The organism is Nocardioides sp. Root122, assembly GCF_001425025.1.
Taxonomy (GTDB): Bacteria; Actinomycetota; Actinomycetes; order Propionibacteriales; family Nocardioidaceae; genus Nocardioides.
Map to the genome: position 1 here is coordinate 627,457 of NZ_LMDE01000001.1, position 24,339 is coordinate 651,795.

The 24,339-nt window shown below is 69.8% G+C and carries 23 protein-coding genes, 2 tRNA genes and 1 pseudogene; 16 read left to right on the forward strand and 10 right to left on the reverse strand.

Annotated elements, in window-relative coordinates:
* Position 1: 1 nt before the first annotated feature.
* Positions 2 to 709, forward strand: coding sequence for a hypothetical protein (locus ASC64_RS22295; protein WP_056905991.1), 708 nt, complete (start codon positions 2 to 4; stop codon positions 707 to 709).
* 20 nt (positions 710 to 729) lie between these two features.
* Here the strand turns inward: ASC64_RS22295 and ASC64_RS21495 are convergent.
* Both ASC64_RS21495 and ASC64_RS02935 read right to left on the reverse strand, forming a co-directional pair.
* Positions 730 to 888: pseudogene (locus tag ASC64_RS21495) on the reverse strand (helix-turn-helix domain-containing protein); the annotation flags it as partial.
* A gap of 111 nt (positions 889 to 999) precedes the next feature.
* A tRNA-Arg gene (locus ASC64_RS02935) sits at positions 1,000 to 1,075 on the reverse strand.
* A 168-nt stretch (positions 1,076 to 1,243) separates the two neighbouring features.
* Between ASC64_RS02935 and ASC64_RS02940 the strand changes: the two genes are divergently transcribed.
* Complete coding sequence (locus ASC64_RS02940; protein WP_056905992.1) at positions 1,244 to 2,521, forward strand: LCP family protein; 1,278 nt, start codon at positions 1,244 to 1,246, stop codon at positions 2,519 to 2,521.
* A gap of 61 nt (positions 2,522 to 2,582) precedes the next feature.
* Positions 2,583 to 2,765, forward strand: coding sequence for a hypothetical protein (locus ASC64_RS02945; protein WP_056905993.1), 183 nt, complete (start codon positions 2,583 to 2,585; stop codon positions 2,763 to 2,765).
* 69 nt (positions 2,766 to 2,834) lie between these two features.
* On the opposite strand, the gene ASC64_RS02950 is transcribed toward ASC64_RS02945, so the two are convergent.
* The 3 genes from ASC64_RS02950 to ASC64_RS02960 all read right to left on the reverse strand — a co-directional run bounded on the left by ASC64_RS02950 (position 2,835) and on the right by ASC64_RS02960 (position 4,289).
* Positions 2,835 to 3,188: a large conductance mechanosensitive channel protein MscL gene (locus ASC64_RS02950; protein WP_056905994.1), complete on the reverse strand. Its 354-nt coding sequence runs from the start codon at positions 3,186 to 3,188 to the stop codon at positions 2,835 to 2,837.
* Positions 3,189 to 3,241: 53 nt separating this feature from the next.
* The gene (locus ASC64_RS02955; RefSeq protein ID WP_082550143.1) at positions 3,242 to 3,874 is read right to left on the reverse strand and encodes an SAF domain-containing protein; all 633 of its coding nucleotides are present in this window, start codon (positions 3,872 to 3,874) and stop codon (positions 3,242 to 3,244) included.
* 115 nt (positions 3,875 to 3,989) lie between these two features.
* Positions 3,990 to 4,289, reverse strand: coding sequence for an FmdB family zinc ribbon protein (locus ASC64_RS02960; RefSeq protein ID WP_056905996.1), 300 nt, complete (start codon positions 4,287 to 4,289; stop codon positions 3,990 to 3,992).
* A 127-nt stretch (positions 4,290 to 4,416) separates the two neighbouring features.
* Here ASC64_RS02960 and ASC64_RS02965 point away from each other — a divergent pair, with 127 nt between their 5' ends.
* Positions 4,417 to 7,071, forward strand: a complete 2,655-nt coding sequence (locus tag ASC64_RS02965) for a penicillin acylase family protein (RefSeq protein ID WP_082550196.1) — start codon at positions 4,417 to 4,419, stop codon at positions 7,069 to 7,071.
* Positions 7,072 to 7,153: 82 nt separating this feature from the next.
* Here ASC64_RS02965 and ASC64_RS02970 read toward each other — a convergent pair whose 3' ends face one another.
* Positions 7,154 to 7,774: a 5-formyltetrahydrofolate cyclo-ligase gene (locus tag ASC64_RS02970; RefSeq protein WP_235563488.1), complete on the reverse strand. Its 621-nt coding sequence runs from the start codon at positions 7,772 to 7,774 to the stop codon at positions 7,154 to 7,156.
* A 22-nt stretch (positions 7,775 to 7,796) separates the two neighbouring features.
* Between ASC64_RS02970 and ASC64_RS02975 the strand changes: the two genes are divergently transcribed.
* The 7 genes from ASC64_RS02975 to ASC64_RS03005 all read left to right on the forward strand — a co-directional run bounded on the left by ASC64_RS02975 (position 7,797) and on the right by ASC64_RS03005 (position 13,117).
* Positions 7,797 to 9,200: a UTP--glucose-1-phosphate uridylyltransferase gene (locus ASC64_RS02975; RefSeq protein WP_056905997.1), complete on the forward strand. Its 1,404-nt coding sequence runs from the start codon at positions 7,797 to 7,799 to the stop codon at positions 9,198 to 9,200.
* A complete protein-coding gene (glp, locus tag ASC64_RS02980) occupies positions 9,193 to 10,434 on the forward strand; it encodes a molybdotransferase-like divisome protein Glp (protein ID WP_306666122.1) in 1,242 nt (413 codons plus the stop codon). The genes ASC64_RS02975 and glp overlap by 8 nt, the downstream gene beginning before the upstream one ends.
* A complete protein-coding gene (gene moaC, locus ASC64_RS02985) occupies positions 10,434 to 10,904 on the forward strand; it encodes a cyclic pyranopterin monophosphate synthase MoaC (RefSeq protein WP_056905999.1) in 471 nt (156 codons plus the stop codon). Before glp ends, moaC begins: the two co-directional genes overlap by 1 nt.
* Before the next feature lie 36 nt (positions 10,905 to 10,940).
* Positions 10,941 to 11,417 (forward strand): MogA/MoaB family molybdenum cofactor biosynthesis protein, encoded by a 477-nt coding sequence (locus ASC64_RS02990; protein WP_056906275.1) that lies wholly within the window; start codon positions 10,941 to 10,943, stop codon positions 11,415 to 11,417.
* Positions 11,359 to 12,021, forward strand: a complete 663-nt coding sequence (locus tag ASC64_RS02995; RefSeq protein WP_439956783.1) for a GNAT family N-acetyltransferase — start codon at positions 11,359 to 11,361, stop codon at positions 12,019 to 12,021. The genes ASC64_RS02990 and ASC64_RS02995 overlap by 59 nt, the downstream gene beginning before the upstream one ends.
* Positions 12,022 to 12,081: 60 nt before the next feature.
* The gene (gene sepX, locus ASC64_RS03000) at positions 12,082 to 12,981 is read left to right on the forward strand and encodes a divisome protein SepX/GlpR (protein ID WP_056906000.1); all 900 of its coding nucleotides are present in this window, start codon (positions 12,082 to 12,084) and stop codon (positions 12,979 to 12,981) included.
* Positions 12,982 to 13,041: 60 nt separating this feature from the next.
* Positions 13,042 to 13,117, forward strand: a tRNA-Ala gene (locus ASC64_RS03005).
* Between the two features lie 108 nt (positions 13,118 to 13,225).
* Here the strand turns inward: ASC64_RS03005 and ASC64_RS03010 are convergent.
* Together ASC64_RS03010 and ASC64_RS03020 are read right to left on the reverse strand one after the other, a co-directional pair.
* The gene (locus tag ASC64_RS03010) at positions 13,226 to 14,323 is read right to left on the reverse strand and encodes a tyrosine-type recombinase/integrase (RefSeq protein WP_056906001.1); all 1,098 of its coding nucleotides are present in this window, start codon (positions 14,321 to 14,323) and stop codon (positions 13,226 to 13,228) included.
* Positions 14,324 to 15,321: 998 nt separating this feature from the next.
* Positions 15,322 to 15,597: a helix-turn-helix transcriptional regulator gene (locus ASC64_RS03020; RefSeq protein ID WP_235563492.1), complete on the reverse strand. Its 276-nt coding sequence runs from the start codon at positions 15,595 to 15,597 to the stop codon at positions 15,322 to 15,324.
* Positions 15,598 to 16,141: 544 nt separating this feature from the next.
* Between ASC64_RS03020 and ASC64_RS03025 the strand changes: the two genes are divergently transcribed.
* Positions 16,142 to 16,492 carry a hypothetical protein gene (locus ASC64_RS03025; protein ID WP_056906004.1) on the forward strand — a complete coding sequence of 117 codons (351 nt, stop codon included), beginning with the start codon at positions 16,142 to 16,144 and terminating at the stop codon, positions 16,490 to 16,492.
* Positions 16,493 to 16,934: 442 nt separating this feature from the next.
* Positions 16,935 to 17,471: a zinc-binding dehydrogenase gene (locus tag ASC64_RS23120; protein ID WP_082550145.1), complete on the forward strand. Its 537-nt coding sequence runs from the start codon at positions 16,935 to 16,937 to the stop codon at positions 17,469 to 17,471.
* On the opposite strand, the gene ASC64_RS03030 is transcribed toward ASC64_RS23120, so the two are convergent.
* On the reverse strand, positions 17,410 to 18,195 hold the full coding sequence (locus ASC64_RS03030) for an SDR family NAD(P)-dependent oxidoreductase (RefSeq protein ID WP_056906005.1): 786 nt from the start codon (positions 18,193 to 18,195) through the stop codon (positions 17,410 to 17,412). The two genes, ASC64_RS23120 and ASC64_RS03030, sit on opposite strands and share 62 nt — an antisense overlap.
* A 135-nt stretch (positions 18,196 to 18,330) precedes the next feature.
* Between ASC64_RS03030 and ASC64_RS03035 the strand changes: the two genes are divergently transcribed.
* The 3 genes from ASC64_RS03035 to ASC64_RS03045 all read left to right on the forward strand — a co-directional run bounded on the left by ASC64_RS03035 (position 18,331) and on the right by ASC64_RS03045 (position 23,366).
* Positions 18,331 to 20,433 carry a hydantoinase/oxoprolinase family protein gene (locus tag ASC64_RS03035; RefSeq protein WP_056906006.1) on the forward strand — a complete coding sequence of 701 codons (2,103 nt, stop codon included), beginning with the start codon at positions 18,331 to 18,333 and terminating at the stop codon, positions 20,431 to 20,433.
* Positions 20,433 to 22,619 (forward strand): hydantoinase B/oxoprolinase family protein, encoded by a 2,187-nt coding sequence (locus tag ASC64_RS03040; protein WP_056906007.1) that lies wholly within the window; start codon positions 20,433 to 20,435, stop codon positions 22,617 to 22,619. Before ASC64_RS03035 ends, ASC64_RS03040 begins: the two co-directional genes overlap by 1 nt.
* 63 nt (positions 22,620 to 22,682) lie before the next feature.
* Complete coding sequence (locus ASC64_RS03045; RefSeq protein ID WP_082550147.1) at positions 22,683 to 23,366, forward strand: GntR family transcriptional regulator; 684 nt, start codon at positions 22,683 to 22,685, stop codon at positions 23,364 to 23,366.
* A 23-nt stretch (positions 23,367 to 23,389) separates the two neighbouring features.
* Here the strand turns inward: ASC64_RS03045 and lipA are convergent, their stop codons facing one another.
* The gene (lipA, locus tag ASC64_RS03050; RefSeq protein ID WP_439956784.1) at positions 23,390 to 24,334 is read right to left on the reverse strand and encodes a lipoyl synthase; all 945 of its coding nucleotides are present in this window, start codon (positions 24,332 to 24,334) and stop codon (positions 23,390 to 23,392) included.
* Positions 24,335 to 24,339 lie beyond the last annotated feature (5 nt).

A 24,339-nucleotide genomic window follows, 5' to 3' on the forward strand; every position in this document is an offset into this window, starting at 1 on the left:
GATGAGCGACGCGCAGGAGGCGGCTTGGGGCGCCCTGATCGAGCTCAGCGAGCGCGTCGAGACCGGCTGGACGCTCATCGGTGGCCAGCTCGTGCACCTGCATTGTGCCGAACGTGGCCTCGCGCCCGCTCGCCCCACTAACGACGTTGACGCGGTCGTCGACATTCGGGCTTCCCGGAACATGCTGGAGACCTTCACCGCTGCGCTCAAGGACATCGGCTTCACCCCGGACACCTCGGGCGACGGGGTCCAGCACCGCTGGAACCGAGACCTGGCGCAGTTCGACGTCCTGATCCCCGAAGGAGTGGGTGAACGGGCTGCTTCACGAGTCGGTGCAGGCGGGGCGCCGACCATCTCGGCGCCAGGTACCACGCAGGCGCTCGCCCGGACTGAGATCGTCGAGGTCACGGTCGGATCCAGAACCGGCACGGTGCCGCGGCCGACCTTGGTCGGAGCCTTGGTGGCGAAGGCGGCGGCGCGAACCGAGATCGTCGCGGACCGAGCCAAGAGCCGGCACTGCACAGACTTCGTCGTTCTGGCCAACCTCATCGCTGCTGGCGACTTTCGAGACGTCGAGCTGAACAACAAGGACCGCGTCCGGTTGCGCAGAATGGTCGGCAGGTGCCGCGCAGACGACTCAGCGATGGCGGTGGCGAACGCCGACGAGGCACTGGACAGACTGGAGCGCGCGGCCAAGCTTAACGGCTGAATCCAGGCGTTCAAGCACGGCAAACCTTCCAGGCCCTCAGCCTCGTAGCGGGCCAACCACCCATGCACCGTCTTGCGATGCACCCCGAACCGGGCCGCCACGCTCGAGACCGTCTCGCCCTCGCTGATCACTGCCAGCACGGCCTGATACCGCTGCTCGCTCACGCTCAACTCCCTCATCAAGGGAGTGTCACCAATCAACCGGAGTAGCCGTCACCCATCACCCGAAGATGGGTAACGCATCAACCGAAGCCCGAACGTCACCCATCAGGCGAAGCACTACAACCTGCGTGGTGCCCCAGGCAAGAGTCGAACTTGCGACCTTTCGCTTAGGAGGCGGCTGCTCTATCCACTGAGCTACTGGGGCGTGCCGCGCACGCGCGGCGGGCAGCATCCTGCCATGCGGACCTGCTCCGACCTGCACCGACGGCCGAGGTCCGGACCTGTCGAGCCGCGTCGCGGACGCGGAAAAGTTGCCGGAGTCCAGTAGGTTCGGACCCGGTCAGTTTCCTCTCTCGCGCACGAAGGTGAGCCCGTGTCCGACGACTCGAGCCCGGAGGCTCCTCCCGGCGCGCCCAAACGCAAGGGCACGGTCGCTCGGAAGCACACCGTCGGCCGCGTGATCCTGATCAGCGCGCTGGTCCTGGCCCTGGTGACCGGTCTCGGCATGGTCTACCTCGTGCGCCACCTCAACGGCAACATCGAGACTGGCGACCTCGGGGCCCTCGGCTCCGACCGGCCCGAGAAGGTCTACAAGGGCAACGGAGAGCCGCTCAACATCCTGGTGATGGGCGACGACACCCGCTCCGGAGCGGGCAACGACATCGACCAGGAGACCGGCGGCGGGTCCGACACCACCATCCTCGTGCACCTCTCCGCCGACCGGTCGCGGGCGTACGCCGTCTCCATCCCGCGCGACTCGATCGTCGACCGGCCGGCGTGCGGCGACTCACCTGCCGCCACCGACGTCATGTGGAACGCCGCCTTCTCCGTCGGCAAGGAGCTCTGCACCGCGGAGCAGTTCGAGCAGACGACGGGGATCCTGCTCCAGCACTATGTCGTGATCGACTTCAACGGCTTCGGCGACATGGTCGACGCCGTGGACGGCGTGCCGGTCTGCATCCCCGAGGACATCGTCGACAAGAAGCACGCGATCTTCGTGCCGAAGGGTGACCCGTCCCGGCTCAGCGGCGACCAGGCGCTCGACTACGTCCGGGCCCGCTACGTCGGCGAGCTGATCCAGCAGAACGACATCTCCCGCATCCGCCGGCAGCAGGAGTTCATCGGCGCGCTCGTCCGCGAGGTGCAGTCGGCCGGGACGCTCACGCGCTTCGACAGGGTCGTGAGCTTCCTCGACGCCGCGACCAAGTCGCTGCGCACCGACGAGGAGCTCGGCTCGGTGACGCGGCTCGGCAAGCTCGCCATGCAGCTGCGCAGCGTCGGCCTCGACAAGATCAAGTTCGTCACCCTCCCGACCGAGTACTACCCCTCGGACTCCGAGTTCCGCGGCAAGGTCTTCTGGAAGCCCGAGGCCCAGAAGATCTGGGACCTCATCAACGCCGACAAGGAGCTGCCCCCGAGCCTGATCAAGGGCACCTCGACCAACGCCGAACCGCCGGCCTCGTCCAGCGAGACGACCTCCCCGACCAGCACGCCGAGCAGCAGTGACAGCGAGTCGCCGAGCGCGCCGGGGTCCGAGACGCCGTCGGAGACCCCCAGCGAGACCGCGTCAGAGACGCCGAGCTCCAGCCCGAGCACTCCCGCGACGACCGAAGACGCGGAAGAGGACCGCATCTTCGGAGTCTGCGCATGAGCACCCCACGACATTCTTCTCCTCCGCTTCGCTCCTCCGAACAACGCCGCGGGGACCCCGCATGAGCACCCCTGAGCGTTCCGAGCAGGAGCAGGAGTCGGAGTGGGAGCGCCGCCGGCGCCTGGCCGCGGTGTTCGGTGAGGGCGTTCCCGAGCAGACCGCCGACGACAGCGACCCGCGCGAGGACTTCGCGGGCAAGGGCGACGACTGGTACCGCGACCAGGTCCCGCCGCACCACGGCTGAGCCCCGGGCATGACGAACGGCCCGTCCCTTCCGGGGCGGGCCGTTCGTGTCAGGTCGGGGTGGAGCGGCTCAGACCGCGCCGCCGCGCGCGCTGAGCAGGTCGCGGATCTCTTCGAGGAGGGCGATGTCGGCCGGCGTGCCCTCCGGCTTGCTCGGGAAGAAGCGCTCCTTGGCCTTCGTGTAGGGCATCACGATGAAGAAGTAGACGACGGCGGCCATGATCAGGAACGAGACCACGGCGTTGAGGAAGGCGCCGAAGCTGTTCGGCTCGTTGCTGAAGTACTCCGACGAGCTGTCGGGCAGGAGCCCGGTCAGCCAGGCGGTGAACGTGGTGACCACCGACGCGAACGCGAGCGCCATGATCAGACCGGTGGCGATCTCGATCAGGTTGCCCTTGAGGATGAAGTTCTTGAAGCCGGTCATGGTGCCTCCTTGTGGCGGACCAGAGGCCCGCGGATGAGCGGATGCACAGCACGCTAGCGGTTCCACGACACGCTCAGGAACTGTGCCAGCGCCGCCGAGGTGATCCCGACCGCCTCGGCGGCGGTCGTGCCGACGACGACCAGGGCTCCGCCCGACCCGCCGGCCGGTCCGTCCGGGACCTGGGTGGGCGTGGCCAGGACGGTGACCCCGCGGGCGACGACGCGGGTCGACCCCGTGCCAGGGTCGGTCGCCATCAGGTCGACCTCGTCGCCGGCCCGCAGCAGCGTGGCCATCCCCGCGTCCGGCAGCCGCACCGGCAGGACGGTCTGGCCGTCCTGCGCGTGGGCGAGCCCGGGGCCGACCACCCGCGCCTCGGTCAGCACCTCACCGCGCGCGAGCGGTGCCGCCAGCACCCGGCCGGCCACCCGGTGTGACGCGCCGGAGGGGGCGAGGTCGACGGGGAAGGCGCGGCCGACGAGGTCGCCACGCTCGAGCAGCGTGCCCGAGGGCAGGTCGCGCGCAGCGACCAGCACCTCGACGGTGTCCGGCTCCGGTGGGGCGATCGTGCGGAGGCCGCTCACGGTGGCGACGGCCACCAGGGTCGCGGCGAACCACCGTCGTCGGCGGCGCAGCTGGTGGCGTACGGCGCGGAGCCGGCGTCTCGCCGGAGGGAGTCCCGGGAACATGGTCCGACGCTAGGCCGGACCACCCGCCGCGCGCTGGCCCTCTCCACAGGGGACTCGTGACGGTCGCTGCGCGACCTCCTCGACCAGCGAGGCGGCCTGCGTCAGGAGATCGAGGTCAGTCCGAGGACGAGCTGGAGGACGAGCTGCTCGACGACGTCGACGCGGTCGAGGAGGACGAGGACGACGACGAGGACGAGTCGGACGAGCTGCTGGACGCCGGGGTCGTCGAGGACGACGACGCGCGGCTGTCGGTGCGGTAGAAGCCGGAGCCCTTGAAGACGACACCGACGGCGTTGAACAGCTTGCGCAGCTTGCCGTTGCACTCCGGGCACACGGTCAGCGCGTCCTCGCTGAAGCTCTGGAACTGCTCGAAGGCGTGCCCGCACTCGGTGCAGGCGTACTGGTAGGTGGGCATGTGTGGAGTCCTCGCGTGGTTCCGACGTGATTCCCAGATGGTGCTGACGGCGATCGAGCGCGGCCGGCGCGACGCGCTGGCACTCGAGCCCTTCGACTGCCAATGGTACGGCACAATGGCGAACGCGATGAGCGAGCAGCCAGGCACCACGTCCCCCGACCCGACCACCGACGCGACCGCGGCGACCGACAGCCGACCCGTGCTGTGGTGGCGAGCCTTCCGCCGTGCGCCGCGCGCCGCGCGCTGGGCGGCCTGGACGGCGCTCGGGCTCGTCCTGCTGCTCGTCGTGCTGGCCGCCACCGTGGTGGTCGTCGTACGCCGTCCGCTGCCGCAGACCGGCGGCGAGGTCGAGGTGCCGGGCCTGTCCGCGTCGGTGGAGGTCGTCCGCGACGCCAACGACATCCCGCAGGTCTACGCCGACACCGACGCCGACCTGATGTTCGCCCAGGGCTACGTCCACGCCCAGGAGCGGTTCTTCGAGATGGACTTCCGCCGGCACGTGACCGCCGGGCGGCTCTCGGAGATGTTCGGTCCCGACACGCTCGAGACCGACAAGTTCATCCGGACCATGGGCTGGCGCCGCGTCGCCGAGGAGGAGTGGGCCCTGCTCGAGCCGGCGACGCGGGACGCGCTCACCGCCTACGCCGCCGGTGTCAACGCCTACATCTCGGACCGCTCGCCGTCCCAGCTCGCCGCGGAGTACTCCGTCCTGGGGCTGTCCGGGCTCGACTACACGCCCGAGGAGTGGGAGCCGGTGGACTCGCTCGCCTGGCTCAAGGCGATGGCGTGGGACCTGCGCGGCAACATGGAGGCCGAGGTCGACCGGGTCCTGCTGTCGCTGGACCACACGGAGGACGAGATCGCCATGCTCTGGCCGGACTACCCGTTCGCCGAGCACCCGCCGATCGTGTCCGGCGGCGGTGTCGTCGACGGGGTGTTCGAGCAGAACGCCACCGGCAACGGCACCCGCAACCCCACGCGGCCGGCGTACCCGAAGGAGGTCGTCGACGCGCTCGAGCGCGTGCAGGACGCGGTGAAGGGGATGCCCGAGCTCGTCGGCTCCGGGCGCGGCATCGGCAGCAACTCGTGGGTGGTCGACGGCGAGCACAGCGCCACCGGCATGCCGCTGCTGGCCAACGACCCGCACCTGGGCATCAGCCAGCCCGGCATCTGGATGCAGATGGGCCTGCACTGCCGCCAGATCAGCGACGCGTGCACGCTGGACACCTCCGGCTTCACCTTCTCCGGCGTGCCCGGCGTGATCATCGGCCACAACGCCGACATCGCCTGGGGCTTCACCAACCTCGGCCCTGACGTCACCGACCTCTTCCTCGAGCAGACCGAGGGCGACGACCGCTACGTCCGCGACGGCGACACCCGGGCGATGGAGGTGCACACCGAGACGATCAAGGTGCTCGGCGAGGACGACGTCGAGCTGCGGGTGCGCGAGACCGTGCACGGGCCGCTGATCAGCGACGTGTCCTCGGAGTTCGCGACCGTGGGCGCCAACGCGCCGACCGACGAGCCGGGGGAGCGCGGCAGCGGGTACGCCGTCGCGCTGGCGTGGACGGCGCTCGAGCCCTCGCCCACCGCGGACGCGATCATGGAGCTCAACCGCGCGTCCGACTGGGACTCCTTCCGGGCCGCGGCCGCCGACTTCGCGGTGCCCGCCCAGAACCTCGTCTACGCCGACCGCGAGGGGCACATCGGCTACCAGTCGCCCGGTCGCGTCCCGATCCGCCGCGGCGGCAACGACGGCACGATGCCGGTCGAGGGGTGGGTCAGCGGCAACGACTGGACCGGCGACTACATCCCCTTCGACGGGCTGCCCAGCGTCCTCGACCCCGACGAGGGCTTCATCGTGACCGCCAACCAGGCCGTCATCGACGAGGCCTACCCCTACCTGCTGACCAAGGACTGGGACTACGGCTACCGCTCGACCCGGATCCGCGAGGCGCTCACCGAGGAGGGCGAGCTCTCGGTCGGGGAGATGTCGACCCTGCAGCTCGACAGCACCAACCCGATGGCCGCGACGCTCGTGCCCTACCTCCTCGACGTCGACCGGCTCCCGTCCCCCTACTACCGCAACGCCCAGAACCTGCTGCGCGACTGGGATCTCACCCAGCCCGCCGACAGCGCCGCGGCGGCGTACTACAACGTCGTGTGGCGCACCCTGCTGGAGCTGACCTTCCACGACGACCTGCGCCAGCGCACCTGGCCCGACGGTGGCGACCGGTGGTTCGCCGTGGTCAGCCAGCTGCTCACGGACCCGGCCAGCACGTGGTGGGACGACGCCGACACCACCGACGTGGTGGAGACCCGCGACGACATCCTGCGCGCGGCGCTGATCGAGGCGCGTGACGAGCTGACCCGGCGCCAGGCCCGCGACCCGCACCTGTGGGAGTGGGGTCGGCTGCACCGGATGAACCTCCACAACGCCACCCTCGGCGAGTCCGGCGTCGGCCTGGTCGAGCGGCTGTTCAACCGCGACGGCTGGCAGGTCGGCGGCGGCTCGTCCATCGTCGACGCGACCTCCTGGAACGCCGTCGACGGCTACGACGTCACCGCGGCGCCGTCGATGCGGATGGTCGTCTCGCTCGCCGACTGGGACGACTCCCGGTGGATCAACCTCACCGGCGTCTCCGGGCACCCGGCGTCGTCGCACTACTCCGACCAGACCGAGCTCTACGTCGACGGCGAGACGCTGCCCTGGGCCTACTCCCGCGACGCCGTCGAGGCCGCTGCCGACGACACCCTCGTTCTCCGGCCGCCGTCGGATTGAGGTGCCGGCCCTCGCTGGAATCCCCGGATATCCGGTGACTTTCGTACTTACAGGTATGGATCTCTACCTGTAAGCAGGTCGGTCACCGGATATCCGGGGACCGCCGGGGCCCCAGAGGCGTCACGCCGGCCGAGGTCAGCGCGAACCCGACACGTACGTCGTGCGGGTCGGAGGGGACGGGGAGGCCGAGCTCGTCGTCGTAGAGCACGACGGCGACCGGGGTGCCCGGGGTGATCCGGGTCAGCGCGCGGTCGTAGCACCCGCCGCCCTGCCCGAGCCGCTCCCCGGAGCGCGAGACCGCGAGTCCCGGCACCAGCACGACGTCGGCCTGGGCGATCGCCTCCGTGCCCAGCCGCGGCCCGGTGGGCTCGAGCAGCCCGCGGACCGCCGGCGCGAGGTGGTCGCGCCCCTCGTAGACGGCCCAGTCGAGGTCGAGCCCGGGCAGCACGACCGGCAGCAGGACCCGCTTGCCGGCGGCCACGAGGGCGTCGAGCAGCAGGCCGGTGCCGGGCTCGCTGCCCACGGAGACGTACGCCGTCACGGTGGCGGCCCGGCGCACGTCGTCCCACGCGAGTGCCACCCCCGCCACGGACGCGGCGAAGTCCGCCGCGGCCCCGAGCGGGCGTTGCTTGCGTGCCGCGCGCACCTGGTCGCGGAGGGCCGTCTTGGCGATCGTGTTGTCCGCCGAGTGTCGTGCGTCCACGTGAGCAGCCTACGATCGAAGCATGGCAAGCAAGGGCACTGCGCAAGGCCTCGACCTCGCACGCGAGAAGATGCGTCAGGCGGGGGTGGACGAGGTCGCGATCGACACGTTCGCTCACTACTACCGGCTCCTCGAGCACGGCGAGACCGGCATGATCGCCGAGGACACGATCGAGCCCCTCGACATGGAGGCGCTCACCGACGTCGAGGTCGACGACGAGGTCGCCGCGGAGGCGATCCGCAAGACCGCCGTCATCAAGCTCAACGGCGGCCTCGGCACGTCGATGGGCATGGAGCGCGCCAAGTCGCTGCTGTGCGTGCGACGTGGGCTGAGCTTCCTCGACATCATCGCCCGGCAGGTCCTGCACCTCCGCACCCAGTACGACGCGACGCTGCCGCTGCTGTTCATGAACTCGTTCCGCACCTCCGCCGACACCATGGAGGCGCTGGCCCGCTACGAGGACCTCCCCGTCGACGGCCTGCCGCTGGAGTTCCTGCAGAACAAGGAGCCCAAGCTGCTCGCGGCCGACCTGATGCCGGCCGCCTACCCGAAGGCGCCCGACCTCGAGTGGTGTCCGCCCGGCCACGGCGACATCTACACAGCGCTGCGCGGCACTGGGCTGCTCGCCCGGCTGATCGAGGCCGGCTACCGCTACGTCTTCGTGTCCAACTCCGACAACCTCGGCGCCGTGCCCGACGCCCGGGTCGCCGGCTGGTTCGCCGAGACCGGCGCACCGTTCGCGATCGAGGCCGTGCGGCGTACGCCGTCCGACCGCAAGGGCGGCCACTTCGCCCGGCGCAAGGCCGACGGCCGCATCGTGCTGCGCGAGTCGGCCCAGACCCTGGACGCCGACAAGGAGGCGCTGGCCGACCTCACCCGCCACAAGTACTGCTCGACCAACAACCTCTGGTTCGACCTCCAGGCGATGGTCGACGCGCTCGACGCCCGCGGCGGCATCCTCGGCCTGCCCCTGATCCGCAACGTCAAGCACCTCGACCCGAGCGACCCGGCCACGCCCGAGGTGATCCAGATCGAGACCGCGATGGGTGCGGCGATCGAGGTCTTCGAGGGTGCGCGCACCATCGAGGTCGGCCGCGACCGGTTCGTGCCGGTGAAGACCACCGACGACCTGCTGGTCCTGCGCTCCGACGTCTACGACCTCGGCAAGGACTTCGTGCTCGACCAGTCCGGTGACGAGGTGCCCTACGTCTCCCTGGACGGCGACTTCTACAAGCTCGTCGGCGACTTCGACAAGCGCTTCCCCGAGGGCGCGCCCTCGCTGCGCGAGGCCGACTCCTTCACCGTCGAGGGCGACTGGACCTTCGGCCGGGGCGTGCGCGTCGTCGGCGACGTCGCGCTCACCTCCCCAGCCGCGAAGCGCGTCGAGGGCGGTGCCGTCCTCGGCGAGCAGGATGCCGATGAGTGACCCGCAGCCCGGCCTGCTCCCCGTCGCCGACTACGTCGAGCGCATCCTGGCCACCGTCTCGCCCCTGCCTGCCTTCCCGCAGCCGCTGATGGAGGCGCTCGGCCTCGCGCTCGCCGAGGACGTCGTCGCCCCGATCTCGCTGCCCAGCTTCGACAACTCCGCCATGGACGGCTACGCCGTGGTCGCCGAGGACGTCGCCGGCGCGAGCGAGGACGCCCCGGTGACGCTCCCGGTCGTCGGCGAGATCGGCGCCGGCCAGTCCTCGATCCTCGCCCTCTCGCCGGGCACCGCGGTGAAGATCATGACCGGTGCACCGGTCCCCGCCGGAGCGACCACCGTGGTGCCCTACGAGTGGACCGACCGCGGTGTGGCCACCGTCCGCATCTCGCGGGCGGCCGCCCCGGGCCAGCACATCCGCCCGACCGGTGACGACATCTCCGAGGGCGACATGCTGCTCGAGGAGGGCACGGTCCTCGGCCCGCGCCACCTCGGCATGCTCGCCGCGGTCGGCCGCGCGACGGTCCGCACGCGCCCGCGGCCCCGCGTCGTGGTCATCTCCACCGGCTCCGAGCTCCGCGACCCCGGCACCGCGCTGGGGCACGACTCGATCTACGACGGCAACTCCTACCTCCTCGCCGCAGCCGCACGCGCGGCGGGAGCGATCGCCTACCGCGTCGGCATCGTCCCCGACGAGTCGCACGCCTTCACCGAGGCGCTGAGCGACCAGCTCGTCCGCGCCGACCTGGTGGTCACCAGCGGCGGCGTCAGCGAGGGTGACTTCGACGTGGTCAAGGAGTCGCTGTCGCACCACGGGTCGATGTGGTTCGGCGGGGTCGGCATGCAGCCGGGCAAGCCGCAGGGCTTCGGCACCGTCGGGGAGGACGACACCCCGGTCTTCACCCTGCCCGGCAACCCGGTCTCCTCCTACGTCTCGTTCGAGATGTTCGTGCTGCCCGCGATCCGCCGGATGATGGGCAAGCTCCCCTACGTCCGTCCCGCGGCGCGGGCGCGCCTCACCCACGGCATCTCCTCGCCGCCGGGCAAGGTGCAGCTGGTGCGCGGCCTGGTCGACAGCGACCGCGGCGGTGCCTTCGTCTCGCCGGTCGGCGGCCACGGCTCCCACCTGATCGGCGACCTCGCCGCCGCCAACTGCCTCATCGAGGTGCCCGCCGACGTCACGTCCGTCCAGGCCGGCGAGATGGTGCAGGTCCGCAAGCTCGACGAGGAGTTCTGATGGCCGACCGCCTGACCCACGTCGACGAGACCGGCGCCGCGCGCATGGTCGACGTCACCGCCAAGGACGTCACGGCCCGTACGGCGTCCGCCACCGGCCGCGTGCTCGTCAGTCGTGCCGTCATCGACCTGCTCCGCGGCGAGGGCGTGCCCAAGGGCGACGCGCTGGCCGTGGCGCGGATCGCCGGCATCATGGGCGCCAAGCAGACCCCGGCCCTCATCCCGCTGTGCCACCCGCTGGCGGTCTCCGGCGTCACGGTGGACCTCGCCGTGACCGACGAGTCGGTCGACATCACCGCGACCGTCCGCACGACCGACCGCACCGGTGTCGAGATGGAAGCCCTGACCGCTGTCTCGGTCGCCGCCCTCACCGTGGTCGACATGGTCAAGGCGGTCGACAAGGCGGCGGTGATCACCGACATCAGGGTCGAGTCGAAGACGGGCGGGAAGTCGGGCCCGTGGACACGATGAGGTGGACGCGATGAGGGACGCGATGAGGTGGACACGATGAGCCTGCGGGCAGCCGTGGTGGTCGCCTCGAACCGTGCCGCCGCGCGGGTCTACGCCGACGAGACCGGCCCGTTGATCGCCGACTGGCTGCGCGAGCAGGGCTTCGCGTGCGGCGACCCCGTCGTCGTGCCCGACGGCGACCCGGTGCGCGAGGCCGTCTCGGCCGCCGTCGCCGACGGCGCCCGGCTCGTGCTCACCACCGGCGGGACCGGCCTGACGCCCACCGACCGGACGCCGGAGGTGACCGCGCCGCTGCTCGACCGCGAGGTCCCCGGCATCGCCGAGGCGATCCGGGCAGCCGGCGTCGCGAAGGGCGTGCCGACCGCGATGCTCTCGCGCGGCCTGGCCGGCATCGTCGGTGACTGCCTGGTCGTCAACCTGCCCGGTTCCCGGGGCGGGGTGAAGGACGGCCTCGGTGTGCTGGAGCCCGTGGTCCGGCACGCGGTCGAGCAGGTCGTCGGGAGCGACCATTAGCCCGGCTCCGGGCTGGCCCGCCCGGCTCGAGTCGCAGGGTGTCGTCGTCCGGTCGCTGCGGCGGTCCGACGCCGAGGACTGGCAGGCCGTGCGCGCCCGCAACCAGGACTGGCTCGCGCCGTGGGACGCGACGGTGCCGCCCGGCGGCGCCCCCCGCCCGGCGTCGTACGGCCTGGTCACCCGCGCGCTCCTGCGCCAGGCCAAGCGCGGGCACACGCTCCCGTTCGTGATCGAGGTCGACGGGCGCTTCGCCGGCCAGGTGACGGTCAGCAACGTGGCCAGGGGCTCGGCGCAGTGGGGGTCGATCGGCTACTGGGTCGACGCCGCCGTCGCCGGTCGCGGGATCGCTCCGCGCGCGGTCGCGCTCGTCATCGACCACTGCCTCGGGCCGGTCGGGCTGCACCGGGTCGAGATCTGCGTCCGCCCGGAGAACACCAACTCGCTGCGGGTCGTGGAGAAGCTCGGCCTCGAGCAGGTCGGCTACGCCCCGCGATTCCTGCACATCAACGGTGACTGGCGCGACCACCGCATCTTCGCGGTCACCCGCGAGGAGGTGCCGTACGGCATCGAGCAGCGACTCTCGACACACCAGTCACATCAGTAGTTCTGCGACACACCACTTGACATCCGTCCCGCCTGCACTCCACGCTCCTACGCTTCGGACGTGGACCTGAGCGCGCTGATCTTCGTGGCCCTTGCCGTGGCGTGGGCCGTCTACCTCATCCCCAAGGCCCTCAAGCACCACGACGAGGTGGTGCGCAGCCGGTCGGTGGAGAAGTTCTCCCACACGATGCGCGTGCTCGCGCGCCGCGAGCCCGTCGACCGCCGCAACGCCCGTCTGGTCGTGGCCCCGATCCGGGCGGCCCTCCGGCCGCCGGTCGAGACCAAGGCGCACGTCGCCCCCGGACAGGTCGACCCGGTCGCCCCGGTCGTGCCAGCCGCTGCGGCGCGTGCCCCGCAGCCCCCGGCCCCCGACGTCCAGCGCGCCGCCGCCCGCCGCGCCGCCAGGCGCCGTCGCAACGTGCTCGCCGTAATCGTGCTGGCCAACGCCGTCGTCGTCGGCCTGGCCGCCGCCTCCGTCGTCGCCTGGCCACGGGTGGCGGCGCCCGTCGCGGTGCTCCTCGCCTGGCTGGTCGCCTGCCGCGTGTCCGTGCGTGCCGAGCACCGCCAGCGCGCAGCCTGGTCCGCGATCGAGATCGGCGACGTCCCCGAGGTCGAGCCCGACCTCGACGACGTCGACCTGACCGGCGAGGTGCCGGTCGTCGCCCCGGCGCCCCCCCTCCCGCGGACCGTCGAGGACGTGCCGGCCGCCGAGGCGCCCGCCGTCACCACCGGCGAGGTCCCCGTGGTCGTCGGCGGGTGGGAGATGGTGCCCACCACCCTGCCGACCTACGTCAGCAAGCCGGCCGCCCAGCGTCGTACGGTCTCCACGATCGACCTCGACTCCACCGGCGTGTGGTCGAGCGGCCACAACGACGAGGACTCCGCCCTCGCCCGGTCCGCCGAGCAGTCCGCCCGGACCGCGCGCGAGGCCGAGGAGGGCCGCCGCGCCAGCGGTGCCTGAGCCGATTCGGTGCGCTTCTGGAGGCTCGTGTATCTTTCCTTTCGCGCCTGATGGCGCGGCGGGGCTGTGGCGCAGTTGGTAGCGCGTCTCGTTCGCAATGAGAAGGTCAGGGGTTCGAATCCCCTCAGCTCCACCAGCACGACGAAGAACCCGCAGGTCGCCCTGACCTGCGGGTTCTCGCATTCTCCGCTGCCTTCACCCAGGGACTGACACCGGTGGCGTTCGCCGGGACAGCCGCGTCGGCTTACCCCCCGCGTACCCCCGGCCTCTCCGTCGCCCGCTCGGGTCCACGGCGGGGGCCGCGGCTCGGGTCGTTGAGACGCTCCAACCCCGCCTGGTCGGCCGAGGTGCCTAGGAAGTGCAGGTACCGGTTCGTGGTGGCGATCGACTCGTGTCCCATCCACGCCTGCACCGTGCCCGGGTCCACGCCCCGCGCCAGCCACAGGCAGGCCGCGGTGTGCCGCAGGTCGTGGATCCGCCGGCCCCCACCAGTCTGGTCCCACTTCACCGTGCGCAGCACCGCCGTGCGGTGCAGCCGGGCACCACCCGAAGTGGTCAGCAGCAGGTCGGTCGGCTCCTTAGAGACGATGAGTCGCCGGATGATCGGCAAGACCCGGTCAGCCACGGGCACCCGGCGACCCCGCCGGCCCTTGGTCGCCTTCACGGCCCCACCCTCGGTCTGCGAGCGTCGGACGAGCAGGCCGGCCGTCGGCACCTCGACCACGTCCTCGACCAGCACTGCCCGTGCCTCGCCCCACCGCATCCCGGTCCAGCCGAGCACCAGCAGCACGTCGGCCAGGTGCGAGTCGTGCTCGTGCCACCGCTCATAGGCGGCCTCGAGCTCCGCCTCGGTCCACGGCCGCATCTCGGTCGGCTCCTCCGAGGACCGGGGGACCCGCGTTCCGGCCACCGGGTTGCGCACGATGATCTTCTCCCGCACACACCAGGCGAAGAAGCTGGACAGGCTGGCGCGGTACCGGACCACCGATCGCTCACTGAGGCCGTGCTGGATCAGCGACTCGAACGAGCGCGCCACCTCACGCTCCGAGATGGCGGACACCTGCATCGCCTGCATGCTCGTCGGGACCAGCCGCTGCAGGGCACGGTCCGTGCGGTACGTCTTGGCAGCCACGGTGAACTCTCGAGTGGTCAGCCACTCCTCCAGCAACGCTCGCACGAGACGGCGTCCCGTGCGCGGATCCACGCCACCGGACAGGGCCGCCTTCTCGCGTGCGAGCCAGTCACTCGCTTCACGCTTGGTGTCGAAGGTGCGGCTGGCGACGAACTGCCTGCCGCTCTTCAGCCGCGCCCGGAACCGGCCGCTGGGTGTCTTCTCGATCACGTCGCTCTCCCCACTTGAGCTGGCGCTACGAAGCCCGTGTGAGCCACTGCTCGACGTCGTGGCGCCGATACCGCGGACAGGTAGGCGTCATCCAGAACACATGCGGGCCCATTCCACGCTGCCGCCATCGACACAGCGTCGACTCCGAGACCCGGATCCACCGGGCCACCTCCCTGCTGGTGAGGATCTCCTCCATCGTTTCCATCTGGTCACCTCCGACGACCCCGGAGCGGCGACGTGCCGCCCGCCATCTTGATGGTCACCTAAGAACGCGTAGCCGCGCCGAGCGATCAGTGTTCCCTGTGGAATTCCTGCGTTGCGCCCGCGCCTGAGGATGCAGGTCGCAGCACGGATGCTCCGGACTCTCACCGTCGTGGTGGTTCTTGAGCGCTGCTTATCGCCGCCAATGCACCTCCCAGTGAGAAACCCTCGATGTACAGGACGCCACCTGCGGTAGCCCGGACGGTCCGGTGCAACGCGGATGTCAGATACGCCGTGCACCGCCCGAGCCTCGGACGCCCTCGAGTCGTGAGCTCGACGCCGGACGGCTGCAGGTGTCCCCACCGGCGCGCTCACTCACCGCGTGTCGCCCAACGTTTGAAAACGAAGTGCCACACACCTGGTGCATTCTCGGTTGCGTTCCGTCCGGCGTAATCGTCACCGACGCCAGCGGGTCGGGAGGCTGGGCCGACGGAGCCGAGCCAGTTCGTCGGCAACACTGCTCCACTTCGCGTCGCCCAATGCTCCTCGCGCGTCGCGATCGGACAGTTCGCGCAGGATGCGGCGGCAGGCGCTGGGGGAGTCCAGAACGGCGCGGACCTGATCGTCGAGACGTGCCGCTTCCTTGATGAACGTGACGGCGGCGTGGCCGGCTTCTACGGCTCGTCGCTCCTCGGACGCCAGTCGGCGGCACGCGCTACTGCACCACCGTCGCGGCCGGCCCGCCTTGGGGTGGTCGGAGACCTGGAACGGCTTTCCGCACCGGGCGCAGGCCTTGGTCATTGATCGCGCTCCAGAGACAGTGTCCACTCGACCACGGTGTAGGGATGCCAGCGCAGGTGCTTGCCGACACGGAAGCCCTTCGGGCCGTTGCGGGTGTGTCGCCAGGCGTAGAGCGTCTGCTTGGGTACGCCGAGATAGGCGGCAACGCGAGCGGCGTCCCAGAGGTCCTGAATGTCGAGCTTTGGGCGCTGCACCGCTTGCGGTGCTGGCGGGGCCGTGGTCGACGGTTCCGCCGCACTTGCCGAACTTCGCTTGGCCGCCTTGCTGGCCACAGAGTGGCGCGGCTGGTCAGGCCCCGGGTTGTCCGTGGATGGAGTTTCCTCGTCCCAGAGACCCGGTTGCTCTCGCCCGTTTCTATCGCCGTTCATCCTCTTCGGTCTCCCTTGCGCTGAAGTCCAACGTTCGTCGTCAGTCACCAAAGGCGCAGTGGAGGGACGCAGCGATCAATCTGTCCGACTACAAACGTCGAACCGGCGAGGAGCGCACGGATGTCTGTGCAGGGGACGCGATTCCGCCGGACGAAATCGGACCGAGAATGCAAGAGGTGTGTGGCACTTGAAGGTTCGCGGTGTTCTTGGGGGGACGCTGAGGGCGTGGGTGACGGCTCAGGTGTCAGGCTCGGGTTCGGTGGCTGGACGAGGTTGCGCTAGATGGGCGGGGGGATTTTGGTTGAAGGTTGCTGCGGTTTCGTGATCGCCTGGAGTCCGGGAATGTCGTAGGTGACTGTCCAAGTCCATCTGGACGTGAGGTCGACCCAATTGAGGACCGAATGAGCCAGCAGACGATCAAGCAGCAAGCGCGGCGTACGGCGCGGAGATGGCCGCGAAGCGGCGCAAGGTGCGCGAGGAGCGTGAGCGCCGAGTGATCGACTTGGCCGAGCGAGTCATGGTCGCAATCGCTGAGCGCGACGCGGCGGTGACCGAGACCGAGAAGCGTGCGGGTGAGGCGCTGCGGGAGTTGACCCAGCGTGAGGGCTTGTCGTTGGGCCAGGCGGTGGAGTGGTGCGGTGACACGGTGACGGTCCGTGAGGCGACGCGGTTGCGGCGGCTCGCCAGTGAACCCAAGTCCGACGCGGACGCGATCATGGCGGCGAGCGAAACGGCTCGCAGGCGGGCGACCCGGCTGCGGGGGCTGGGGGGAGTGGGTACCGGTTCATCGGCTGGATGACGCCGGAGTCGCGGCAATCGCTGCTTGGGCAGACCGATCGCGCAACGAGAACCAACGCGAGCCAATCGTCTCGAACCCCGGTTGGGCGACGTCCCCCGACAGTGCATCGGGTGCGAGGTACTTGATGAGAGGTTCGTCGACGGGCGAAGCGCTCCGAAGTACGGGCGTTGCGGCAAGCGGCGGTTCGTTCGGAGGCGAGGTCGTGACCGAGGCGGAGAGTGTGCGTAACGGTGATCAGACACACGGGTCGTCCAGCTCCCGGGCCGTGCACAGGGGTCGCTAAACGGCGCATCGCGACCTCGAGGGGCCTCGAGCCCGTCGAGCCCGGCGACAGGCTGCTGGTGCTCGGATCGGGAGGCGTGTCGACCTTGGCCCTACAGATCGCGCGGGCGGGGGATGCGAGGTGCCTGCCACGTCGTCGTCTGACGGGAAGTTGAAACGGATGCGTGCGCGCGGTGTAGCCCACGGAATCAGCTGCCGTTCCACCCCGGAGTGGGGTTGCTTCGTCGCTAAGGCACTCGGCAGCGTCGACAAGGTGATCGTGGTCGTCGAAGCCGGAACGCTGGAACAGTCGATGCAGGCGCTGCGGGTCCATGGCGAGGTCGGACTCATTCGCGTGCGGTCGTCAGACGGTAGACCTGACCCACTCCCGCCAATGCTGACTGGCGGTTCACTGCGAGGCGTCTATGTCGGCTCAGCGGCGATGGCAAAACGCTTGAACGCCGCTGTGGACGCCACCGTTCTCAAGCCAGTGATCGGCGCCCGCTTCGAGTTCGACCAGGCTCACGAAGCCTTCGAGCACGCGTCCTGGTCCGACCGGGTCGGGAAGATAAGTCATCACACTCAGCGTCTAGGCCTCGATCGGGGCTGCTGCACGTGCCAGGGCGGCTGGCCTCCGGCCCCCGCCCGGTCATGCGTCAGGTCCGGTTGGCCCAGTTCTCTGAGCGGCCGAGCACGTCGTACTGCCGGACCGCGGTGAAGCCGCCGTCGACGGGGATGGCGACGCCGTTCACGTACTGGGAGTGATCGCCAGCGAGGAAGAGCACGACGTCGGTGATGTCCTGGGGTTCGCCGACGCGACCAGCAGGCACGACCCTTCGTACTGACTCGAGCATTCCCTCCTCGGTGGCGTAGTCGGCTGTAAGAGGTGTGACCGTCATCCCCGGGCAGACGGTGTTCACGCGTACTCCGGACGCGCCCCACTCCGCGGTCAGAGCCTTCATCAGGCCGATGACGCCGTGCTTCGTCGTGGTGTAGGCGACTCGTTCCGCAACACCGACCACGCCTGCGACCGACGAGATCATGACGATGCTTCCCCCGCCTTGGGCGACCATGGCAGCCCCGGCTGCCTGGGCGCACAGGAAGCTTCCGGTCAGGTTGACTGCTAGCACGCGGCCCCACTGTTCCGCGTCCAGGTCGAGGGCCGGGCTCACGTCGCGGATCCCCGCTGAGTTGACCAGCACGTCGATCCTCCCGTGGCGCTCGAGCACCCCGGCGAACGTAGTCGCCACCACGTCGGGATTGGTGACGTCGCAGACCGCGAAGTCGACCTCACGGCCGGCCCCGTCCGCCACGGCACCGGCGGCCTCTGTGCGCGCGTCGATCGCCACGACCGTCGCGCCTCGCGCTGCCAACTCACGGGCGATGTCCAGCCCGAGGCCGCTGCCGGCACCTGTCACGACGCATACCTTGCCTGTGAACACCGAATCTCCTTTTAGGTATTATTTGTAAGAGAATGCCCCTTGCTGTGCCCTAAGGTACCGCTCTACAGTGTGGATCTCAACGGCGCAGCGCCGAGAGGCACCGCGTGTGGGCGGTCGGACAAGAGGCAGGTAGACGTGGAACAACACCATGGTGGTAGCGGCGGGTTCATCGGCGTCGACGTCGGCGGCACGCACACCGACGTCGCCGTCCTGTACGGCGGGAAGGTCGAGCGCGGCAAGGCCCTGACGACCTACGACGACTTCAGCCGGGGGGTGCTGGAGGCAGTCACGGTGGCTGCCGGCCGCTTCGGACTCAGCCTCGGTGAGCTCTTGGCCCGCACTGACCTCTTCGTCAACGGCACGACAGTCGTGACGAACACGATCACCGAGCTGAGAGGCTGTTCGGTCGGACTTCTCGTGACGTCCGGCTTCCGCGACGTGCTCCGCTTCGCCGGTGGCCCGCGGCTCTCGGTGCTCGACGACCACCTTCAGGTCAACGTGCCCGACCTGCTGTCGCGATCGGCCATCGCCGAGGTCGAGGAGAGAGTCACCTGGGACGGCACCGTGCTGGTGCCGCTCGACGAGGACGAGGTGGCAGCTCGCCTGCGACACCTGGTCGAGGAGGAGCAGGTCGACTCCCTGGCCATCTGCCTCATGCACAGCTATGCCAACGAGACCCACGAGCGTCGCGTCCTCCAGATTGCCCGGGAGATGTACCCCGACCTGTTCATCTCGACCTCGCACGAGGTCTTCCCCGTGGCCGGCGAGACGCGGCGCTTCACGACGACGGTCCTCAACTCCTTCGTTCACCGGGACGCCCAGGTCTACCTGGACTCCCTAGGCTCCCAGCTGACGGCCAGTGGGTTGGCCGGCGGGCTCATGTTCTTCCAGGGACTGGGCGGCGGCATCAGCCTCGACCGTGCCCGTACCAACCCTCTTGCCCTCCTCGGGTCCGGACCGGCCGCCGGTGCGATCGGCGCCAACGAGCTGGCCAAGCGGATGGGGGAGAGCCGTGTCCTGCTCGGCGACATGGGCGGCACCAGCTTCGACACCGGCATCATCGTCAACAACGAGGTGAAGGTCGCCAAAAACCTCGACATCGACCTCTTCCAGACCGGGGTCAACATCGTCGACGTCATCTCGGTCGGCGCGGGTGGCGGGTCGATCGCCGCTATAGGTGAGCGCGGCGTGCCGACCGTCGGTCCGCGCAGTGCCAGCTCGACGCCCGGTCCGGCCGCCCTCGGACGGGGCGGCACCGAACCGACCGTGACTGACGCCATGGTGGTGCTGGGCTTCATCGATCCCGCGCGTTACCTCGATGGTCGCGTGCCGCTCTACCCGGAGAAGTCGGCGGCCGCGCTCGAGAACGTGTATCGCGAGCCGTTCGGCTGGAGCGCGAGCGAGGCGGCGTGCGCCGTGCACGACCTGGCGGTGGTCAACATGGCCACCGCGGTGCGCGAGGTCAGCGTCAACCGCGGCTACGACCCTCGCGACTTCCTCTTCCTGGCCTACGGCGGCACGCTCCCAATGTTCGCCGGCCAGATCGCGCGCAGGCTCGGCATCGGACGGGTGGTGATGCCCGCCAACAGCTCGGTCTTCTGTGCCCGCGGACTCCTCGCCGCCGACTTCGTCGTGCGGAGGGACCAGGCGGCACGCTGGGATCTCAGCCAGCCGGAGCTCGTCGAGTCGGTCAACCTGATCATCAAGCGTCTGCTCATGGAGTCCGCCACGGCGCTCAGCGAGGAGGGATTCGGTGAGGACCGGGTCCACCAGCGGGTCAGCGCCGATCTCCGCTTCCGGGGACAGTCCTTCGAATTGACCATCGATCTGCCCGACCGCCCGCTCACGGAGTCGGACGCCGAGGACATCGCGAAGCAGTTCCACGTCACCTACGAGGAGACCTACGGAAGCGGGACTGCCTGGAAGGACGTCCCGGTCACGATGGTCAGCGTCTCGGTCACGGCCACCGGCTCCTTCCCCCGGCCGGCCGAAGAGCCACCGGTCGCCGGCAACGGCGCTGCGGGTCTCGATGGGGCCAGGCTCGGGAGTCGCCTCGTCTGCCTGCCCGAGACCCGCGAGACCGTCGAGATCCCGATCTACCTGGCCAGCCGTCTCGATCCGGGGATGTCGGTCGAGGGACCGACCATCATCGACGCCGGCGACACAACGATCTACGTGCCCGTGGACTGCGAGCTCACCCTCGACCAGCACGGCAACTTCGTGATGGAGGTTTCCTGATGAGCAACACCGCCACCGGCTACGACGTCGTCGCCGCCGAGGTGCACCGCAAGGCGCTGGAGAACGTCACCAAGGAGATGGCGGTCAGCCTCGTCCGTACGTGTGGATCGGCGATCGTCACCGAGGCCAAGGACTTCTCCACCTGCCTGCTCGACACCAAGCCCGAGCACATCAGTTTCATGACCCACGTGATCTTCCACCTCGCCTCGTCGCTCATCGGCACGCGTGCGATCGCCGACCTCACCCGTGACCAGGTGATCCGCCCGGGCGACGGCTGGATCGTCAACGACCCGCACACCGCCGGCGCGATGCACCAGGGTGACGTCTCGATCATCATGCCGACCTTCTACCGGAACGAGCACGTCGGTTGGAGCTTCGCGGACATGCACGTCACCGACATCGGTGGCGTCGGCGTCTCCGCCTTCGCCCCCGGGGCCCGCGACGTCTACCAGGAGGGGCTGCGCTTCCCGCCGGTACGAATCATCCGCGACGGTGAGATGGACTCGCAGTGGGAGAGCTTCATCGCCGCCAACGTGCGCGCCAGCGACGAGGTGCTCAACGACATCCGCAGCATGATCGCGGCCAACAACACCGCCTCGCGCAAGCTCGTCGACGTGCTCGACGAGTTCGGGCTTGAGCGGCACCGCCAGTTCAGCGAGGTCAACAAGGATCTCTCGGAGCGGGTGCTGCGCCAGCGCATCGAACGGATCCCGGACGGCGTCTACCATGCGCTTGACTGGAACGAGTTCGACGGCCACGACGGACCGGACCAGCTCCTCGAGCTGAGTCTCAAGCTCCACGTCCGCGGCTCGAACCTGCACTTCGAGTACGCCGGCGTCCCACAGATCGACGCCTACATCAACTCCACCCAGGGTGCGATGTGGGGTCAGACCATGTCCGGGTTGCTGACCGTGCTGGGCTACGGCGACCTCCCGCTGAACGGTGGCGTGTGGCGCCCCCTCTCCTTCGACCTCGGCCCCCAGGGCACGATCGTCAACTCGGTCCCACCCGCGCCCGTCAGCAATGCGCACTCGGAGGTCGGGCTCCGTGTCTCCAAGATGGTCAAGGACGCTCTGTCGCAGGCGCTCGCGCTCAGCGGCGACGAGGAGCTGCGCTCACGCGTAGCAGGCCAGGGCCAGGACGGGTACCCGGCGAACGCGACCTTCGGGCCCAACCAGCACGGCGGCCACTCGGTCATGTTCTACACCGACAACGCCGTGGGGGAGGGCGGTGGAGCGCAGACTGTCGCGGACGGGCAGGACGCCTACGGGTGCACGTGCCTCACGGGGTGCTCGATGGCCGACGTGGAGACCCACGAAGCGTCCGACCCGGTGCTGTTCCTGTGGCGTCGCATCGTTCCCAACTCGGGTGGGCCCGGCACCACTCGAGGGGGGCAGGGCCTCGAGCAGGCCTACACGATCCTCGGGGAGCACGGCGCCTCCGGCCCCGCCTTCAACGCCTGCGCGGAAGTGCCTCCCAGGGGATTCGGCGGCGGCCACCCCGCCTCGACCGGGAGCTTCTCGATCTACCGCGACACCAACGTCAGCGAGATGCTCGACGCTCAACGCCTCCCCGGTCGCGGCTCGATCATGGGTGACAACCCCCGGATCGCCTCCAAGATCACTCACACGACGATCCGACCCCACGACGTCTGGCTCGCGACCTCGGGTGGCGGCGGTGGTCTGGGCGATCCGCTGCTGCGCGACCCGGCGCTGGTGGCCGCAGATGTGTCAGCGGACTATGTCTCGATCGCGCACGCGCGCGCGGCGTACGGCGTGGTGCTCGACCCTGATGCGCCCGACGGCGTCGACGGGGCAGCGACGGAGGCGGCGCGCGCCGACATCCGACGCGACCGGATCGGTGTCGAGCCGACCCTCCCGCAGGCGCTCCCGAGCAACGGTGTCGGTGTCGCGCTGGTGCGTGACGACGCCGGCACGTGGGGCTGCGGCTACTGCGGCACTGGCTTGGGACGGACTGGATGGCGGGAGCAGGCCGTCCTGCGCGAGCGCGGGGTCTCCGAGAGGTACGCCGAGCTCGACATGAACGTTCGGCTCAGGCTGGAGGAACCAGCCGTGCAGTTGCGGGAGTACTTTTGCCCGACCTGTGCCGGAGCGCTCACCGTCGATGTCGTGACCGCCGGCACGCCTACCGTTGCTGAGCCCTCTATGGTCTCATCTGAGGGATGAGGGGATCATGACCCACAAGTGGCAGACCCGGCCGCGGACGACCGGTGACGGTGGGAAAAGAGCATGAGATCCAACGGAATGACCAAGCGCGACCAGGTCGCGCAGCAGCTGCGTGACCTAATCGCCTCGGGCGAGATTCCCCGGGGCTCACGGGTCCGCCAGGACGAGCTGGCCGAGCGGTTCGACGTGAGCATCACGCCGATCCGAGAGGCGATCCGGCTGCTCCACGCCGAGGGGATCCTCGTCGGCGAACCCCGCAAGGGCGTACGCGTCGCTGCCGCCAGCCCCGACCGACTCCGGTCCACCTACGTCGTCCGGCGCCTGCTCGAGACCCATGCGATGCAGCGTGCGGCTCGTCGGATGTCGGCGATGGACTTCCGTCGTGCCGAGGATCTCGCGGGCCGGATGGAGAAGGCCTATGAGTCCGGGGACCACACGCTCGTCGGTGCGTTGAACCGCGACTTCCACTTCACCTTCTACGACAACTGCGGTCTGCCCGGCCTCGTCGAGGAGATCGAGGCCCTGTGGCAGAACTTCCCGTGGGACGTGATGAAGGTGCTGTCGGACAGGACGCCCGAGTCATTGCGCGAGCACCGGCGGTTGCTGGCGGCAGCGGCCGCGGCGGACAACGATGCGATAGAGCGACACGTCGGCGAACATCTCTGGGGCAGCTACCGCAGGCTGATCGAGCACCTCACCGGTCAAGAACCTCCCGCTGACCCGTTCGACGTCGACGTCCCCGACTGATCCTTGCAGCCGGGAGCCGGCAGTCACCCTTCGACGGCGGTTCGTCGCGCCTCCAGTGCATCCCGGTACAACCGTCCGGCGCGGTAGGACGAGCGGACCAGCGGACCCGAGAGCGCGCCGGCGAAGCCGATCTCGTCGGCCTCGGCCTTGAGCTCGACAAACTCCTCCGGCTTGACCCACCGCTCGACGGGGTGGTGCCGGGGGGAGGGGCGGAGGTACTGGGTGATGGTGATCAGCTCGCAGCCGGCCTCGTGGAGGTCGCGCAGCGCCTGGCTGACCTCCTCGCGGGTCTCGCCCATGCCGAGGATGAGGTTGGACTTGGTCACCAGACCGAAGTCGCGCGCCTGGGTGATCACGTCGAGCGAGCGGTCGTAGCGGAAGGCCGGGCGGATCCGCTTGAAGATCCGCGGGACCGTCTCCACGTTGTGCGCGAGCACCTCGGGACGCGACTCGAAGACCTCCTGGAGGAGGTCGGGCTTGCCGTTGAAGTCGGGGATCAGGTTCTCCACCCCGGTGGCGCCCTCGTCGTTGTCAGCGGTGAGCTCGTGGATCGCGCGGACCGTCTCGGCGTAGAGCCAGGCGCCGCCGTCGGGCAGGTCGTCGCGGGCGACGCCGGTGATCGTGGCGTAGCGCAGCTGCATCTTCTGCACCGACTCGGCCACGCGGCGCGGCTCGTCACGGTCGAGCGGCTGCGGCTTGCCGGTGTCGATCTGGCAGAAGTCGCAGCGTCGGGTGCACTGGTCGCCGCCGATGAGGAAGGTGGCTTCGCGGTCCTCCCAGCACTCGAAGATGTTGGGGCAGCCGGCCTCCTGGCACACCGTGTGCAGGCCCTCGGACTTCACCAGATTCTGCAGGGAGGTGTACTCAGGACCCGTCTTGGCGCGGGTCTTGATCCACTCCGGCTTGCGCTCGATCGGAGTCTCCGCGTTGCGGACTTCGAGTCGGAGGAGCTTGCGTCCTTCAGGCATGGGCG

Coding starts and splice junctions, on each gene's coding strand:
- ASC64_RS03040 (WP_056906007.1), top strand. CDS start 20,433: ATGAGCAACACCGCCACCGGCTACGACGTCGTCGCCGCCGAGGTGCAC.
- ASC64_RS02960 (WP_056905996.1), bottom strand. CDS start 4,289: ATGCCCACCTACCAGTACGCCTGCACCGAGTGCGGGCACGCCTTCGAG.
- moaC (WP_056905999.1), top strand. CDS start 10,434: ATGGCCGACCGCCTGACCCACGTCGACGAGACCGGCGCCGCGCGCATG.
- ASC64_RS02950 (WP_056905994.1), bottom strand. CDS start 3,188: ATGACCGGCTTCAAGAACTTCATCCTCAAGGGCAACCTGATCGAGATC.
- ASC64_RS02975 (WP_056905997.1), top strand. CDS start 7,797: ATGGCAAGCAAGGGCACTGCGCAAGGCCTCGACCTCGCACGCGAGAAG.
- ASC64_RS02945 (WP_056905993.1), top strand. CDS start 2,583: ATGAGCACCCCTGAGCGTTCCGAGCAGGAGCAGGAGTCGGAGTGGGAG.
- ASC64_RS22295 (WP_056905991.1), top strand. CDS start 2: ATGAGCGACGCGCAGGAGGCGGCTTGGGGCGCCCTGATCGAGCTCAGC.
- ASC64_RS02990 (WP_056906275.1), top strand. CDS start 10,941: ATGAGCCTGCGGGCAGCCGTGGTGGTCGCCTCGAACCGTGCCGCCGCG.
- ASC64_RS23120 (WP_082550145.1), top strand. CDS start 16,935: ATGCGTGCGCGCGGTGTAGCCCACGGAATCAGCTGCCGTTCCACCCCG.
- ASC64_RS02965 (WP_082550196.1), top strand. CDS start 4,417: ATGAGCGAGCAGCCAGGCACCACGTCCCCCGACCCGACCACCGACGCG.
- ASC64_RS03025 (WP_056906004.1), top strand. CDS start 16,142: ATGGCCGCGAAGCGGCGCAAGGTGCGCGAGGAGCGTGAGCGCCGAGTG.
- lipA (WP_439956784.1), bottom strand. CDS start 24,334: ATGCCTGAAGGACGCAAGCTCCTCCGACTCGAAGTCCGCAACGCGGAG.
- ASC64_RS02955 (WP_082550143.1), bottom strand. CDS start 3,874: ATGTTCCCGGGACTCCCTCCGGCGAGACGCCGGCTCCGCGCCGTACGC.
- glp (WP_306666122.1), top strand. CDS start 9,193: ATGAGTGACCCGCAGCCCGGCCTGCTCCCCGTCGCCGACTACGTCGAG.
- ASC64_RS03045 (WP_082550147.1), top strand. CDS start 22,683: ATGAGATCCAACGGAATGACCAAGCGCGACCAGGTCGCGCAGCAGCTG.